Source organism: Vibrio sp. 397 (genome assembly GCF_033339395.1).
GTDB lineage: Bacteria > Pseudomonadota > Gammaproteobacteria > Enterobacterales > Vibrionaceae > Vibrio > Vibrio alginolyticus.
The window spans coordinates 392467-406646 of the sequence record NZ_JAWOUN010000004.1 but is presented as its reverse complement, the minus strand read 5'-3'; the positions used below and the strand labels follow the sequence as shown (position 1 = coordinate 406646).

The window sequence follows — 14180 nt, the reverse complement described above, 5'->3', positions numbered from 1 at the left end:
GGCGCTGGACTAAACAAAGGCCCCCTTTTAGGGGGCTCACACAAAGCCACCTTCTTTAGAAGGTGGTAATTTACTTTGGGGTTGCGTTACTCTTCGCTTTCTTCGGCCATAAAGGCTTCGAGCAAATCATTAAGGAAGAGCTTCCCTTTTTCAGTAATTTGCCAGTGGGTAGGCGTTTCACTCAGGTAGCCCATTTCTATCGCCCAGTTGATGGTTTCTTGAATCGTACTAATCGGTAAGCCCGTGGTGTCCACGTAATCTTGCTTCGGACAGGCTTCAATTAAGCGGAATCGGTTCATAAAGAACTCGAATGGACGATCTTCATCCGCGACGACATGTTCCGTATGCAGATAAGGTTTGACCATATTTTGATAAGCCGCTAAATAGCCTCGCGGGTGTTTTACCTTTGTCGTTCGAATAATACGTCCGTCGGTAAAACTGAGTTTGCCATGAGAGCCACAACCGATACCAAGGTAATCACCAAAGCGCCAGTAGTTGAGGTTGTGCTGACACTGATAGCCCGGCTTGCTGTAACCGGAGATTTCATATTGCACATAACCCGCGGCTGCAAGTTTTTGGTGTCCGAGCTCGAAAATATCCCACAAGTCATCATCGTCAGGTAGCGTTGGTGGCTTGTAGTAGAACATGGTGTTTGGTTCGATGGTCAGCTGATACCAAGACAAGTGCGGCGGTGCCAACTCAATCGCTTTGCCCAAATCTGCCAAGGCTTGTTCGATGCTTTGATCAGGTAAGCCGTGCATGAGATCGAGGTTAAAGCTGTTCAAACCGATTTGGTGCGCCAGCTTAGCAGCATTGACGGCTTCGTCTTGGCCGTGAATGCGCCCCAAACGCTCAAGCTTCTGCTGCTCAAAGCTTTGTACGCCGATAGAGATACGCGTTACACCAGCTTTGCGGTAGCCAACAAAACGCTCTGCTTCGATGGTGCCTGGATTCGCTTCCATGGTGATTTCGATTTCAGGCTTGAACGGGATACGCGCTTCAATGCCCTTAAGTAGACGCTCGATGCCTTCTGCCGAAATCAAACTCGGCGTACCACCACCAATGAAGATTGAATGCAGTGGACGTGGCGCTTCGTTAAGTCGGTATTTCTCAATGTCGGTATCCAAATCTTCTAAAAGGGCACTGATGTACTCTTCTTCTGGAATCTCGGTTTTGAGCGCGTGAGAGTTAAAGTCGCAATACGGGCACTTTTGCACACACCAAGGGATGTGTACATACAAGCTGAGTGCTGGGGGCGTTAACATGGTCTAATTCGCTCGTGATTACTGAGACACTTGCTCAGACAGTTGAGCAAACAACGACTTGAGCGCTTTACCGCGGTGAGACAGTTGTTTCTTACGTGCAGGTTCAAGTTCGGCTGACGCACAGTTGTCTTCAGGAACAAAGAAGATTGGGTCGTAGCCAAAGCCATTTTCACCGTGTGCTTCAGTTAGAATTCGGCCTTCCCATTTACCGTGACAGACGATAGGCGTTGGGTCGTTCTCGTGACGCATGAGGACTAATACGCAGTGGAAACGTGCTGTACGCTCTGCTTCTGGTACGCCTTCCATTGCCGCTAGCAATTTTTCTAGATTCTCTTGATCAGATGCGCTCTCGCCTGCGTAACGTGCAGAGTAAATGCCCGGAGCGCCTTTTAAGAAATCGACTTCTAATCCAGAGTCGTCTGCAATGGCAGGAAGCCCTGTTTCTTGTGCGGCATGGCGAGCTTTAATGATTGCGTTTTCAATGAAAGTTGTACCCGTTTCAGCTACTTCCGATACATTGAATTCACTTTGCGCTAATACTTCAAAGCCGAAGTCAGACAACAAATCTGCCATTTCACGAACTTTGCCTTGGTTACCAGTTGCTAGCACAATTTTTTTCATGGGAATCTCTTTTAATAGTGATAGAGGAGAACAAATCGTTCTCCTCTAGATATTCTTTAACTAATAAGTGGTTTTTAGCCTGCTTAGATCCAAAAGCTTTTGGAACATCACAACCCAATTACTCTTCAACATAAAACTTCTGGGTGAATTTAAGCTTACCTGAGCCTTTGTTTCCAGCTTTTACGTCAATATCGAAAGTAAAAGTTTCTTCGTGGGTAATTGGTAGTTCGGCTAAATAGTATATCGCATTGCCTTCTTTGACTTCACGAAAGGTCAAGGTCTGAGTTTGGCCGATAAGGTTCTTCGCGCGTCCAGCAATTTTTGCTTCTAATGCTGGCTTACCCAATGAAGCTCTATCTAACACGCTAATATTAACCACAGCGAGGTATCCATTACGTTTGATATCGTAGCTACGTGCGACTTTGGGTGTTAGGAATGTTGAGTTAAACGCGACATAGTGTACTTCGATATCTTTCATATTTTTAAACTGATCGGCGAAGCTTGGTAACGACAACAGGCTAATCAGTAATGCGGTAATCCATTTGCTCATTGTTACTTCCTCAAAGCACTTGTTATAAAACAACCATAGCTGCAATTTTACCTTGGTCAGGGGGTAAAAATGCGTACTCAGTCGTTGGTATTAGTAAGTGTGGTACAAAACCGTAAATAAAAAGCCATCATATGATGGCTTTAATTTCTGTCGGTATCTGGGTAGGCGATTCTATCCGAATTTGTTTGTGCCGTCCTAATTCACCTTTTTCTATGTGAACCAAGCCCTTAGCGATTTTAAACTGCTTGGCTAAGAACTTAGTTAGGTGTGCATTAGCTTTGCCATCGACAGGTGGAGCAGTAATGGCGATTTTTAGCTCTTCACCATGCAAGCCAACGATTTTATCGCGGCTAGCTTTAGGTTGAATATAGAGCTTCAGGATGATGTCCTCACCATCTTGCCAGACTGCAGCTGACATTATAGCTGGAACCAAATTGGACCAATGATATCGCCCATTAAGAAGTTCGCGAACTGCAAGCCGATAAATAACACCAGTACGCTTAAATCAAGACCACCAATAGCCGGAAGAATACGACGGATTGGAGCGCACATTGGCTCGGTCAGTTGATGGAATACGTACTCGATAGGGCTGCGGCCTTGGCTTACCCAGCTCAAAATTGCACGGATCAATAGTACCCAGAACAATAGGCCACCTGCGGCTTTGATTAATGATAATAAGCCCAAGAATAAGAAGTCAGCGCTGAAAGAGACGGAACCGTTCGAAGCTATTAGGATAAGCACGACAAATTTAAGCACACACAACACGTAGGCAAACAACACGGTTGCTAGGTCAATATTCCCCACGGAAGGGATAACGCGGCGCAATGGACCAATGACCGGCTGAGTCGCTTTTACTATAAATTGCGAGAATGGGTTGTAGAAGTCTGCGCGCGCAGCTTGCAACCAAATTCGCAAAATTACGACCATGATGTACAGGTCAAATAGGGTTGAGATGAGAAAACTCATTGAATTCATAAGGTACCCTTAACAAGTGATGGATGATACTAAACGGAGTTCATCCAAATAATTAAAACAGTTTTTCCATTTCTTCCGCGCGAGCCACAGCCGCTTGCATGGCTTTAGCGACAATATCTGAAAGTTGATGTTCGTTGAATGTACGCAGTGCTTCTGCCGTTGTCCCACCTTTCGATGTTACGTTCTCACGCAGGGTCGATAGCTCAGTTTCTGGGTTGCTAACCACCATACTAGCCGCGCCCAGTGCAGCTTGCTGAACCAATAGTCGAGCGGTCTCTTTATCAAAGCCTTGCGCAATCGCTTCTGCTTGCATCGCTTCCATAAACAGGAAGAAGTATGCTGGAGCACTGCCCGCTGCGGCAATCACATTATTGATGCCAGACTCTTGCTCAACCCAGCATACTTTACCGACCGCTTCCATTAACTCTGCGGCAAAAGCTTTGTCGTGCTCGGTTACATGAGTTGGTGCAAACAACCCACTCATACCCAACCCAAGTTGTGATGGCGTATTTGGCATAACACGAACCAAGTTCAATTTGGTGGCTAGCATATCATCCAATCGTGAACAGTTGATGCCTGCGGCAATAGAAATCACCAGTTTATTAGTGAAATCGATCGATTGCAGTGGTTTACAGACATCCGCCATCATTTGCGGTTTTACAGACAATACCACCACATCCGCCTCGGTCGCAGCTTGGATGTTATCGCTGGTGGTACGGATGCCAAAATCTTGTTCTAGCAGAAGGCGGCGAGCCTCTGAAGGAGCCGTCGCGGTAATGTTTTGCGCTGGGTATCCGTTAGCAACCAAGCCGGAAACAATGGCTCTCACCATGTTGCCAGCACCAATGAAGGCGATTTTTTTATGTTCCATTTGTCTGATTTCCATCATGATATTTAGAATTTGTTGTGCGCTCAGGTGTATAATGGCGCCGCTGTTACTTACTGCTCCTATTGGCGAGTAAGATGATTGCGCATTTACGCTCTAACGATTGACGACATAACTTATGTCGCGAGTGAGCGTTTTGTTGATTTAGCTGTAGTCTCGTGCGCCGAAAATAGCGGTTCCAATACGAACCATTGTACTACCAGCTTCGATTGCAGCGGTCATATCACCACTCATTCCCATTGATAATGTATCGATTTCTGGGAACTGTGCTTCGAGTGTTTGCTTCAACGTAGCCAACTTCTGAAATTCACGGAGTTGTGATTCGTAGTCAGACACGTTGGCAGGAATCGACATCAACCCTCTTAAAGTGAGGTTAGGTAGGCGAGAAATCAACTCCGCCAGCTCGAATACTTCCGCTTCAGTGACACCAGACTTAGATGCCTCACCACTGGTGTTAACCTGAATCAGAACTTGTAGCGGTTTAAGTTCGCTTGGCCGCTGATCATTCAGGCGTTGAGCTATCTTGGTTCGATCGATGGTGTGAACCCAATCGAAATGTTCAGCAACAAGTCGCGATTTATTGGATTGAATCGGGCCAATGAAGTGCCATTCGATTCGATTATCTGGATAATGCTCGGCAAAGTGCTGAACTTTACTGACGCCCTCTTGAACGTAGTTTTCACCAAAGGCGGTTTGTCCCGCTTGGTAGGCTTCGAGAATTGCCTCGACAGGTTTAGTTTTGCTTACCGCTAGAAGTTGCACTGACTCTGGAGTTCGACCACATTTTTGCTCGTCATATCGAATTTGAGAGGTGATATGTTCAATATTTTGTTGAATACTACTCATAGCTGTACTTTAGACTTAAGGATTTTAAATGGATATCACTGAGTTACTGGATTTTAGTGTAAAACATAATGCCTCGGATCTACATCTTTCTGCAGGTGTCCCACCAATGGTTCGTATTGATGGGGATGTGAGAAAACTAGGCATTCCAGCGTTTACACACCAAGAAGTGCATCGTTTGGTTTTCGAAATCATGAACGATGCCCAACGCAGTGAGTTCGAAGAAAAACTCGAAGTCGATTTCTCTTTTGAGTTGCATAACGTTGGCCGTTTCCGTGTCAACGCTTTCAACCAATCTCGCGGTTGTGCGGCAGTATTCCGTACCATTCCAAGCAGCATTCCAACTCTGGAAGAGCTAGAAGCGCCAGAGATCTTCAAAAAAATTGCGAATGCTGAAAAAGGCTTAGTTCTGGTCACTGGCCCAACAGGTTCAGGTAAATCGACGACCTTAGCAGCCATTGTTGACTACATTAACCGTAATCACAACAAGCACGTACTCACAATTGAAGATCCGATTGAATTTGTTCACAACAACAATAAATGTTTGATCAACCAGCGTGAAGTTCACCGTGACACCCATAGTTTCCAAAATGCTTTGCGTAGTGCATTGCGCGAAGACCCAGACGTTATTCTGGTTGGTGAGATGCGTGATAAAGAAACCATCAGCCTTGCCTTAACGGCGGCAGAAACGGGTCACTTAGTTTTCGGGACGTTGCACACCAGCTCGGCGGCAAAAACCATTGACCGTATTATCGATGTATTTCCTGGTAGTGATAAAGATATGGTCCGCTCGATGCTATCTGAGTCTCTTCGTTCGGTTATCGCGCAAAAGCTTCTGAAGCGTAATGGTGGTGGACGTATTGCATGCCATGAAATTATGATGGCAACGCCTGCGATTCGTAACTTGATCCGCGAAGACAAAGTCGCGCAGATGTATTCGATCATTCAAACAGGTGCGGCTCACGGCATGCAAACCATGGAGCAAAATGCTCGTCAGTTAATGGCGCAAGGCATGGTTGCTCGTGAAGAGGTCGATAGTAAGATCGGATTAGAAGTGCAGCAATTCTCGTAACGTTCATACAGATAATGGTGAATACGGAAGATGGATCTAGATAAATTTCTCGAAGGCATGCTGGCGCTGAAAGCGTCGGATCTTTACATCACGGTTGGAGCGCCAATTCTATTTCGTGTGGATGGCGAATTGCGTCCGCAAGGGGAAAAACTTACCGAGAGCGATGTGGCTGCATTACTCGACAGCGCTATGGAACCAGATCGGCGTCAGGAATTTCGTAAAAGTCGCGAGTCGAATTTTGCCATTGTGAGAGATTGTGGTCGCTTCCGTGTGAGTGCCTTTTTTCAACGCGAGTTACCAGGCGCAGTGATTCGTCGTATTGAAACTAATATTCCTACTTTTGAGCAGTTAAAGTTACCGTTAGTGTTGCAAGATTTGGCGATAGCTAAGCGTGGTTTGGTGCTGGTGGTCGGTGCTACTGGTTCGGGTAAATCGACCACTATGGCGGCGATGACAGGCTATCGAAACAGTAATAAAACCGGGCACATTTTGACGGTCGAAGATCCGATCGAGTTCGTGCATGAACACAAGCGCTGTATCGTGACTCAACGTGAAGTTGGGTTAGATACGGAAAGCTATGAAGTTGCGCTTAAAAACTCGCTGCGCCAAGCACCAGATATGATTTTGATTGGTGAGATCCGTAGCCGTGAAACAATGGAATACGCGATGACCTTCGCCGAAACGGGTCACCTGTGTATGGCAACGTTGCACGCCAACAATGCAAACCAAGCTTTAGAGCGCATTCTTCACTTGGTACCGAAAGATCAAAAAGAACAATTCTTGTTCGACTTGTCGATGAATCTGAAAGGCGTGGTTGGTCAGCAGTTGATCCGAGATAAAAATGGGCAGGGACGTCATGGTGTATTTGAGATCTTGCTAAATAGCCCACGTGTGTCGGATTTGATTCGTCGCGGAGATTTACATGAGTTGAAGTCAACCATGGCTCGCTCAAATGAGTTTGGTATGCTGACGTTCGATCAATCTCTCTATAAGTTAGTGATGCAAGGTAAGATCAGCGAAGAGGATGCACTACATAGTGCCGACTCGGCAAATGATCTGCGCTTGATGTTGAAAACGCAGCGTGGTGAAGCATTCTCTACGGGCAGTTTGGCAAACGTTAAGATCGATATGGATTAATCCAATCCAGAAACAAAAAAGGTTGGCAGAAGCCAACCTTTTTTCATTGTGCTTGAAGTGTTTACTCACCCCAAAGGGCTTCAAACCAGCTTTCTAGAATCACCACCGCTGACTGGCAGTCAACATTACCTTTCGATAGGGCTTTGTAGCCGCCCATGCTGAACAACTCCGCACGAGCTTCTGCAGTAGATAAACGCTCATCATGCAGTTCAACTGGCAATCCGTATCGGCCTTGCAGACGCTTAGCAAATTTTCGTGCACGAGGGGTTATGGTCTCAAGGTCTTTACCATGCAGATCGGTCGGTAAACCGACCACTAGCAAATCTGGTTGCCACTCTTTGATTTGCTTTTCGATATCGTCCCAGTTTGGAATACCGTCATTGGCTTTAAAGGCTTTTAATGGGGAAGCTGTACCAGTAATTTCTTGGCCAATAGCGCTACCAATGCTTTTGGTTCCAAAGTCAAAAGCCATAATTGTGCGTGACATAAGGTGTCTCTATCTAATGTAACTGTATATTTGGACTAAGCATGTCCAGAGTCTGCTGAAAGGTGACTTGGGTCGATGCCCAGCTTTTCGACCGCTTTCTTCCAACGCTCGTTGATTGGTGTATTAAAGATAATTTCAGGCGTTGCTTCAATGGTGAGCCAAGAGTTTTCGACCAGCTCACTTTCTAATTGGCCTGCACTCCAACCGGAGTAGCCAAGTGCCACTAAGTAATCACTTGGTTCTGCTTCTGTTCCTAACACCGATAGAATATCACGCGAAGTGGTTACCGCGAGGTCATCGGTCATTTGGACGCTGGACTCGTAGTAATCTTTGGGTTTATGCAAAATAAAACCACGATCTTCCGAGATTGGGCCGCCATTGTAGACTGGTTTATCTAGACTGGCTTCAAATAGGCGCGGGTGTACTGGCTGAACTTCCACCTGCTTGAGCATGTTGCCGACGGTGATATCAACAGGAGCATTGATCATCAGCCCCATAGCGCCGTCTTCGTTGTGCTCACAAACGTAGATCACGCTGTTTTGAAAGTACGGATCTTTCATCCCAGGCATGGCAACCAAAAAGTGATTTGTGAGATTCATACTCATACTGACCCTTAACTCTCGTAAATGCCCTTAAGCAAACATCATACAATTTACATCTAGGTATGTGCATGAGTTTGCTTAAGTTAATGTACTACGCTCTCTATTAACTGTAATACAGTTTGAGTTATTCGCCTTTTACTCGACGCTCAATCGCATCCATCAGCTTGCCTGTGATTGAGATATCAAAAGCTGCTTCAATTTCGCGAATACAGGTTGGGCTGGTGACGTTGATTTCTGTTAGCTTGTCGCCAATTACGTCAAGGCCAACAAAGATAAGGCCTTTTTCTTTCAGTGTCGGAGCAACGGTTTGCGCAATTTTGAGGTCGGTTTCGCTTAGCGGACGAGCTTCACCAGTACCACCAGCGGCTAGGTTGCCGCGCGTTTCGCCTTTAGCAGGAATGCGTGCTAGACAGTAAGGCATAGGTTCGCCATCTACCACTAAGATACGTTTGTCACCGTTGCTGATGTCTGGCACGAAGGTTTGCGCCATTGCGTAGTTTTGACCGTGGTTAGTCAATGTCTCGATGATCACAGAGACGTTTGGATCGTTTTCTTTCACACGGAAGATGGACGCGCCACCCATACCATCAAGCGGTTTCAGGATGACATCACCATGTTTTTCACGAAATTCTTTAATTTTTTCTGCTTTTCGCGTCACGATCGTTGTAGGTGTCAGCTCTGGGAACCATGCTGTAAACAGCTTTTCGTTACAATCACGTAAGCTTTGAGGCTTGTTAACGATCAGTGCACCCTGTTCTTCTGCACGCTCAAGGATGTAAGTCGCGTAGATGTATTCAGTATCAAACGGAGGATCTTTACGCATTAGCACCGCGTCTAGCTCAGACAGTTTGATAGTTTGCTCTGATTTGAACTCGTACCAACCGTTTGGATCTTCTTTTAGTTCTACCACTTTAGTATCTGCAATGGCAACGCCTTGATCGAGATGCAGATCATTCATTTCCATGTAGTGGATTTCATAGCCGCGTCGTTGCGCTTCAAGCATCATGGCAAAGCTAGAGTCTTTTTTGATGTTAATGGACGAGATTGGGTCCATTACGATACCGAGTTTGATCATTATTTTTCTCCGTTTAACCAAGATCGCCGAAACGAACTTGTAAGGCTGTAATTGCTGTCAGAGCCGCTGTTTCGGTACGCAGAACGCGAGGGCCGAGTAGCGTTTCTTCAAATTGGTATTCTCGAGTCATCTCGATTTCTTCAGACGATAAACCGCCTTCAGGACCGATCAGTAGGCGCACTTTTTCAACCGGGGTTGGCAAAGTGTTGATTGAGTATTTAGCACGAGGGTGAAGGTTAAGCTTTAAACCATCGTACTCTTCTTTACACCACTCTTCCAAGCTCATAATTGGACGAATTTCGGGCACGACATTACGCCCACATTGCTCACAGGCACTGATGGCGATTTTCTGCCATTGCGCGAGTTTTTTCTCAAAACGCTTTTGGTCAAGCTTGACACCACAACGTTCAGAAATCAGAGGAGTGATGGTATTGACGCCAAGTTCAACAGACTTTTGGATGGTGAACTCCATCTTATCGCCACGTGAAATGACTTGACCAAGGTGCAGATCTAAAGGGGATTCAATACTGTTTTCTACGCGCTCGGTGATGTTAACCAAAACTGATTTCTTGCTGACTTCACTGATAACCGCTGGGAACTCTGCGCCACTGCCGTCAAAAAGGAGAACGTCTTGGCCTTCTTTCATGCGCAAAACACGACCGGTATGGCCTGCTGCGTCGTCACTTAAAGCAAGTGAGCCAAGTTGATGAATGGTTTCTGGATGATAAATTCGAGGGGTACGCATGAGATTTCCAGCAAGAGAATAAACTTAAACCCTAACATGGATGCTTTGCACCGAAAAAACAAGGGGCAAGAAGCGTTTCAATATCAGTAATTGAAACGCTTCGAGGTCGGAGGTTACAGTGCGCGGCAGGCTTCTTGAACAAATGGGTTGTGATTGCCCTGTACTTTTGCAATGCGCTCGTCACGCTCACATTCCCATTTATCGACAGGATAGGTTTTGTTCCAAGCACTCATTAATTGCGTTTGCTGCTTCGACAGTTTGAAACCGTACTCTTTGCTCATGTATAGATAGGTACGAGCAATTGAGCCACGCGCACGGTCTGGTGGCATGACTTTACGCTGCTTAAAGTTCACTTGCATCTCACAGCGACCATAACTCACGCCATCCATACCGTTCCATTGGCTGAAGTTGTAGTTCGAACGGTCACCGTTTACTTCACCAATAGCAGGAGTTAGGTTGTGCAAGTCTGCTTCCATCAAACGAAAAGTTTTGTCTTTTTTCTTACAGTTTTTACGTCCGCCATCTTGCCAGCATTGACGCTGGTGGCCAAATTGCCACGCAGGAACCACATGCTCCCATTCGATTCGTGCAGCCCGTTTTTCTTGTTTACGGACTTGGTAGCCGCAAGAGGCTAAATCGGGTAAGCCTTTCTTGCCTTGCCATTGAATGTTACAGCCACAGTAGAAGCTTGTTGGATGGTCTTGATAAATTTTGACCGCCTCACGTTTGGCTGCAGAGAATGAGCTCGGTGGCGCGGCAATCGCAGTGCTAGAAAGCGCGATAAGCAACAGAGAGAATAAGTATTTCATGATAAAAGTCTTTATAAAGTATGACTTTATTCATGATAACACGCATAAAATAGCTTTAGTGATGAGTAAGTTAACAATAGTTGGCGAAGGGAAGGTTTTGATCAAATCGATCTTTATTTTGGGAACGCAAGTAACACTATGAGGTAAGGGCTACGATAATTGAATACCGGTGAAGTTAAGTGGTTGGCGGCATTTTTGACAAGAGTACGTCGCCTCTTTGCGCAGCACTTTATTATGACGGCGAATCGATAGAGGGTAGGTCATACAACCACAACGATACTCAAAGGTTTTACCTTGAACGGATTTTACTTCAAAGCTGTGAGTGGTTTTGGCTGGTACGTTAAATACGGCTTCCATGACGCCTTTCCATTCTTTGCCGTGAGGCCTAACTCGCCCGTAAACCTGATAAGTAATCAGGTGTGCTACTTCATGAGGAATGACTTCATCTAAGAATGCTTGGGTGTTTTCGCGAAATAAAACAGAGTTTAGGCGTACTTGATTTAATTGAAGGTAGGCTTTTCCTGCCGCTTTCCCACGAACGTCGAAGGTGATTGTTGGAATCGGGAAAGAACGTTTGAAAGCTTGTTCCGCCATCGCGATACAGTCCGCCATCACTTGCTTGGCTTTATAGCTGAGTTCTATATCCACAATTCACCTCGATAAATTAAATAAAAAAGCCCCCGCATTTGCGAGGGCCAGATCATAGCATCAGTTAATTATGGTGTGTGTTTTTTCTTGATGGTGGCATGGTAAGCGTGCCATGTACCGTAGCCTAGAATTGGCATGGTAAACAACATTCCGATCCCGTAGGTCGCAAAGCCGATAAGAATACCGCCACAGATGATCGCTGCCCAAACAATCATTGCTGGAATGTTGGATTTCACTGCATTAAAGCTGGTAAATACAGCGGTCATCATGTCTACACGACGCTCCATCATGAGAGGAATAGAAAAGGCTGAAATGCTAAACACCACACAAGCCAAAACAAAGCCAACTAAAGAGCCGATGACAAGGAAGGGTAGGAACTCACTTAAAGGTGCCCCTTGAACAGAAGGGTAGAGTGCATGAAGTAGAGCGGCAATGCGCATCCAAAATATCATACACACTGCGAGTAACACGGCGAACGCCCATTGAGATGTTGAGTTACGACCGATCGCTTTCATTGAATGGAACAAGCTTGCTTTGTGTCCGCGCTCTCTCTCCCAACTGGCATCATACAAGCCCAGCGCGAGAAACGGACCGATTAACATGTAAACAATCAAACTGGGCATGACGACTAAGTGTGTGCCTTGCCACTGTACGAGCAAAACAATGCCTATCGCAGCAGCCATAAAACAGATGCCATAGAAAGCACTAATAAGCGGCATTCGCACGAAATCATGCAGACCTAATGCGAGCCAATGAAAAGGTGCAGAAAGATTGACCGTATTGCACGGTATGGTTCTGGCGTATTCGTTGTCTGGCACTTCCTTTCGTTTGTTGTGGAAGTCCGATGGATTAACAGTTCGAGGCATAACTCCTCCTTGATTTATTCCCACATTATCCGCTTATACCAACTGACAGCGGTTTTTGTTCAGTCAAACTTGAAGCGACTTTTTCAAGTTTACATCTGAGCATTGGCTTAGTTTGGTATCGGCCATAAAGATGCCTGACTCATGTCTTTACTTAAGTGTTGCTTCCACAGTCGCCAGCATCCGACGTCTCTATTTAAATTGGAGTTAACAATATTTTAACTATTGGCGGAGATGGGATAATTTACAAATAATTGCTTAAAATTTATTCGGTATAAAAATGAGGGAGAAACAGGACTGCTTTGTGGGGCAGGGCGGTATGAGCCGAAATGGCTGGATAAAAGTTGCTGAAAATAAAAAGCCCCCGCCATAGGCGAGGGCTTGATTGATTCTTGCTTGGCTTGATTATTTGATGCCAGCGAAATCGCGTAGAAGTGCAGCTTTGTCTGTCGCTTCCCACGGGAATTCTTCACGACCGAAGTGACCGTAAGCCGCTGTCTTCTTGTAGATAGGTTGAAGAAGGTTAAGCATTTCTTGTAGACCGTATGGACGTAGGTCGAAGAATTGACGAACCGCTTCAATGATGATGTCGTGAGATACTTTCTCAGTACCGAACGTTTCCACCATGATAGACGTTGGATCAGCAACACCGATTGCGTAAGAAAGTTGGATCTCACAACGGTCAGCCATGCCTGCCGCTACGATGTTTTTCGCTACGTAGCGTGCTGCGTATGCTGCACTACGGTCAACTTTTGATGGATCTTTACCAGAAAACGCACCGCCACCGTGACGAGCTGCGCCGCCGTAGGTATCTACGATGATCTTACGACCAGTTAGGCCACAGTCACCCATAGGACCACCGATTACGAAGCGACCGGTTGGGTTAATGAAGAAGTTTGTTTCTTTGTTGATCCACTCAGAAGGTAGCACTGGCTTAATGATCTCTTCCATTACCGCTTCACGCAGGTCTGAAGTTGAGATTGAGTCACAGTGTTGAGTTGAAAGAACAACCGCGTCGATACCAACGATGTTACCTTGATCGTATTGGAATGTTACCTGAGATTTTGCATCAGGACGCAACCAAGGTAGTGTGCCGTTTTTACGAACTTCTGCTTGCTTTTGAACAAGACGGTGAGAGTAAGTAATTGGCGCTGGCATTAGTACTTCAGTTTCGTTACAAGCGTAACCAAACATGATGCCTTGGTCGCCTGCACCTTGTTCTTTAGGGTCAGCTTTATCAACACCTTGGTTGATATCTGGCGACTGTTTACCGATTGTGTTTAGTACCGCACAAGAATCTGCGTCAAAGCCCATATCTGAATGTACGTAGCCGATTTCACGAACGGTTTCACGAGTTAACTCTTCGATGTCTACCCATGCTGAAGTCGTGATTTCACCACCCACCATTACCATACCGGTTTTAACGTAAGTCTCACATGCAACACGAGCCTTTGGATCTTGCTCTAGAATCGCGTCAAGAACCGCATCAGAAATCTGGTCTGCAATTTTATCTGGATGACCTTCTGATACTGACTCAGAAGTAAACAGGTGCTTAGCCATGTTAGCTCCACTATATCTGGTTTAAAACTGGGGAATGATAAA

17 protein-coding genes are annotated in these 14180 nt (G+C 45.8%); 2 read left to right on the top strand and 15 right to left on the bottom strand.

Translation table 11 applies throughout. From position 1 onward, the window contains the following. Window positions 1–86: 86 nt before the first annotated feature. From hemW to R7P36_RS09605, 7 genes are all read right to left on the bottom strand, one after another. On the bottom strand, window positions 87–1265 hold the full coding sequence (gene hemW / locus R7P36_RS09635; protein WP_206225414.1) for a radical SAM family heme chaperone HemW: 1179 nt from the start codon (window positions 1263–1265) through the stop codon (window positions 87–89). Window positions 1266–1283: 18 nt separating this feature from the next. Beyond that, window positions 1284–1886 carry an XTP/dITP diphosphatase gene (locus R7P36_RS09630; RefSeq protein WP_005381009.1) on the bottom strand — a complete coding sequence of 201 codons (603 nt, stop codon included), beginning with the start codon at window positions 1884–1886 and terminating at the stop codon, window positions 1284–1286. A gap of 118 nt (window positions 1887–2004) precedes the next feature. After that, a complete protein-coding gene (locus R7P36_RS09625) occupies window positions 2005–2436 on the bottom strand; it encodes a DUF4426 domain-containing protein (RefSeq protein WP_005381010.1) in 432 nt (143 codons plus the stop codon). A 127-nt stretch (window positions 2437–2563) separates the two neighbouring features. Next, window positions 2564–2854, bottom strand: a complete 291-nt coding sequence (gene yggU, locus R7P36_RS09620; RefSeq protein ID WP_005381011.1) for a DUF167 family protein YggU — start codon at window positions 2852–2854, stop codon at window positions 2564–2566. Beyond that, entirely contained in the window at window positions 2854–3411 is a 558-nt protein-coding gene (locus R7P36_RS09615; protein ID WP_005381012.1) for a YggT family protein, read from the bottom strand. The genes yggU and R7P36_RS09615 overlap by 1 nt, the downstream gene beginning before the upstream one ends. 52 nt (window positions 3412–3463) lie before the next feature. Continuing rightward, on the bottom strand, window positions 3464–4282 hold the full coding sequence (gene proC / locus R7P36_RS09610) for a pyrroline-5-carboxylate reductase (protein WP_005381013.1): 819 nt from the start codon (window positions 4280–4282) through the stop codon (window positions 3464–3466). Between the two features lie 159 nt (window positions 4283–4441). Beyond that, window positions 4442–5143, bottom strand: a complete 702-nt coding sequence (locus R7P36_RS09605; RefSeq protein WP_005384521.1) for a YggS family pyridoxal phosphate-dependent enzyme — start codon at window positions 5141–5143, stop codon at window positions 4442–4444. Window positions 5144–5171: 28 nt separating this feature from the next. Between R7P36_RS09605 and R7P36_RS09600 the strand changes: the two genes are divergently transcribed. Both R7P36_RS09600 and R7P36_RS09595 read left to right on the top strand, forming a co-directional pair. Beyond that, a complete protein-coding gene (locus R7P36_RS09600) occupies window positions 5172–6212 on the top strand; it encodes a type IV pilus twitching motility protein PilT (RefSeq protein WP_005381015.1) in 1041 nt (346 codons plus the stop codon). Between the two features lie 30 nt (window positions 6213–6242). Further along, on the top strand, window positions 6243–7349 hold the full coding sequence (locus tag R7P36_RS09595) for a PilT/PilU family type 4a pilus ATPase (RefSeq protein WP_005381016.1): 1107 nt from the start codon (window positions 6243–6245) through the stop codon (window positions 7347–7349). A 61-nt stretch (window positions 7350–7410) separates the two neighbouring features. Here the strand turns inward: R7P36_RS09595 and ruvX are convergent, their stop codons facing one another. From ruvX to metK, 8 genes are all read right to left on the bottom strand, one after another. Next, window positions 7411–7836 carry a Holliday junction resolvase RuvX gene (ruvX, locus tag R7P36_RS09590; protein ID WP_005381017.1) on the bottom strand — a complete coding sequence of 142 codons (426 nt, stop codon included), beginning with the start codon at window positions 7834–7836 and terminating at the stop codon, window positions 7411–7413. Between the two features lie 35 nt (window positions 7837–7871). Beyond that, complete coding sequence (locus R7P36_RS09585) at window positions 7872–8435, bottom strand: YqgE/AlgH family protein (RefSeq protein ID WP_213899294.1); 564 nt, start codon at window positions 8433–8435, stop codon at window positions 7872–7874. Between the two features lie 127 nt (window positions 8436–8562). Beyond that, window positions 8563–9513, bottom strand: a complete 951-nt coding sequence (gshB, locus tag R7P36_RS09580) for a glutathione synthase (protein WP_017635580.1) — start codon at window positions 9511–9513, stop codon at window positions 8563–8565. Window positions 9514–9526: 13 nt separating this feature from the next. Next, window positions 9527–10258, bottom strand: coding sequence for a 16S rRNA (uracil(1498)-N(3))-methyltransferase (gene rsmE / locus R7P36_RS09575; RefSeq protein WP_213899240.1), 732 nt, complete (start codon window positions 10256–10258; stop codon window positions 9527–9529). A 113-nt stretch (window positions 10259–10371) separates the two neighbouring features. Beyond that, window positions 10372–11067 (bottom strand): deoxyribonuclease I, encoded by a 696-nt coding sequence (endA, locus tag R7P36_RS09570; protein ID WP_025768831.1) that lies wholly within the window; start codon window positions 11065–11067, stop codon window positions 10372–10374. 150 nt (window positions 11068–11217) lie between these two features. Next, complete coding sequence (locus R7P36_RS09565) at window positions 11218–11715, bottom strand: SprT family zinc-dependent metalloprotease (protein ID WP_064377331.1); 498 nt, start codon at window positions 11713–11715, stop codon at window positions 11218–11220. A 68-nt stretch (window positions 11716–11783) separates the two neighbouring features. Continuing rightward, complete coding sequence (locus tag R7P36_RS09560; RefSeq protein WP_005381026.1) at window positions 11784–12581, bottom strand: DUF2189 domain-containing protein; 798 nt, start codon at window positions 12579–12581, stop codon at window positions 11784–11786. 402 nt (window positions 12582–12983) lie between these two features. Continuing rightward, window positions 12984–14138: a methionine adenosyltransferase gene (gene metK, locus R7P36_RS09555; protein ID WP_005381027.1), complete on the bottom strand. Its 1155-nt coding sequence runs from the start codon at window positions 14136–14138 to the stop codon at window positions 12984–12986. Window positions 14139–14180: the final 42 nt, after the last annotated feature.

Excerpts from the sequence above, each read along its gene's own strand:
- hemW (WP_206225414.1), bottom strand. The coding sequence starts at position 1,265 with ATGTTAACGCCCCCAGCACTCAGCTTGTATGTACACATCCCTTGGTGT.
- R7P36_RS09630 (WP_005381009.1), bottom strand. The coding sequence starts at position 1,886 with ATGAAAAAAATTGTGCTAGCAACTGGTAACCAAGGCAAAGTTCGTGAA.
- R7P36_RS09625 (WP_005381010.1), bottom strand. The coding sequence starts at position 2,436 with ATGAGCAAATGGATTACCGCATTACTGATTAGCCTGTTGTCGTTACCA.
- yggU (WP_005381011.1), bottom strand. The coding sequence starts at position 2,854 with ATGTCAGCTGCAGTCTGGCAAGATGGTGAGGACATCATCCTGAAGCTC.
- R7P36_RS09615 (WP_005381012.1), bottom strand. The coding sequence starts at position 3,411 with ATGAATTCAATGAGTTTTCTCATCTCAACCCTATTTGACCTGTACATC.
- proC (WP_005381013.1), bottom strand. The coding sequence starts at position 4,282 with ATGGAACATAAAAAAATCGCCTTCATTGGTGCTGGCAACATGGTGAGA.
- R7P36_RS09605 (WP_005384521.1), bottom strand. The coding sequence starts at position 5,143 with ATGAGTAGTATTCAACAAAATATTGAACATATCACCTCTCAAATTCGA.
- R7P36_RS09600 (WP_005381015.1), top strand. The coding sequence starts at position 5,172 with ATGGATATCACTGAGTTACTGGATTTTAGTGTAAAACATAATGCCTCG.
- R7P36_RS09595 (WP_005381016.1), top strand. The coding sequence starts at position 6,243 with ATGGATCTAGATAAATTTCTCGAAGGCATGCTGGCGCTGAAAGCGTCG.
- ruvX (WP_005381017.1), bottom strand. The coding sequence starts at position 7,836 with ATGTCACGCACAATTATGGCTTTTGACTTTGGAACCAAAAGCATTGGT.
- R7P36_RS09585 (WP_213899294.1), bottom strand. The coding sequence starts at position 8,435 with ATGAATCTCACAAATCACTTTTTGGTTGCCATGCCTGGGATGAAAGAT.
- gshB (WP_017635580.1), bottom strand. The coding sequence starts at position 9,513 with ATGATCAAACTCGGTATCGTAATGGACCCAATCTCGTCCATTAACATC.
- rsmE (WP_213899240.1), bottom strand. The coding sequence starts at position 10,258 with ATGCGTACCCCTCGAATTTATCATCCAGAAACCATTCATCAACTTGGC.
- endA (WP_025768831.1), bottom strand. The coding sequence starts at position 11,067 with ATGAAATACTTATTCTCTCTGTTGCTTATCGCGCTTTCTAGCACTGCG.
- R7P36_RS09560 (WP_005381026.1), bottom strand. The coding sequence starts at position 12,581 with ATGCCTCGAACTGTTAATCCATCGGACTTCCACAACAAACGAAAGGAA.
- metK (WP_005381027.1), bottom strand. The coding sequence starts at position 14,138 with ATGGCTAAGCACCTGTTTACTTCTGAGTCAGTATCAGAAGGTCATCCA.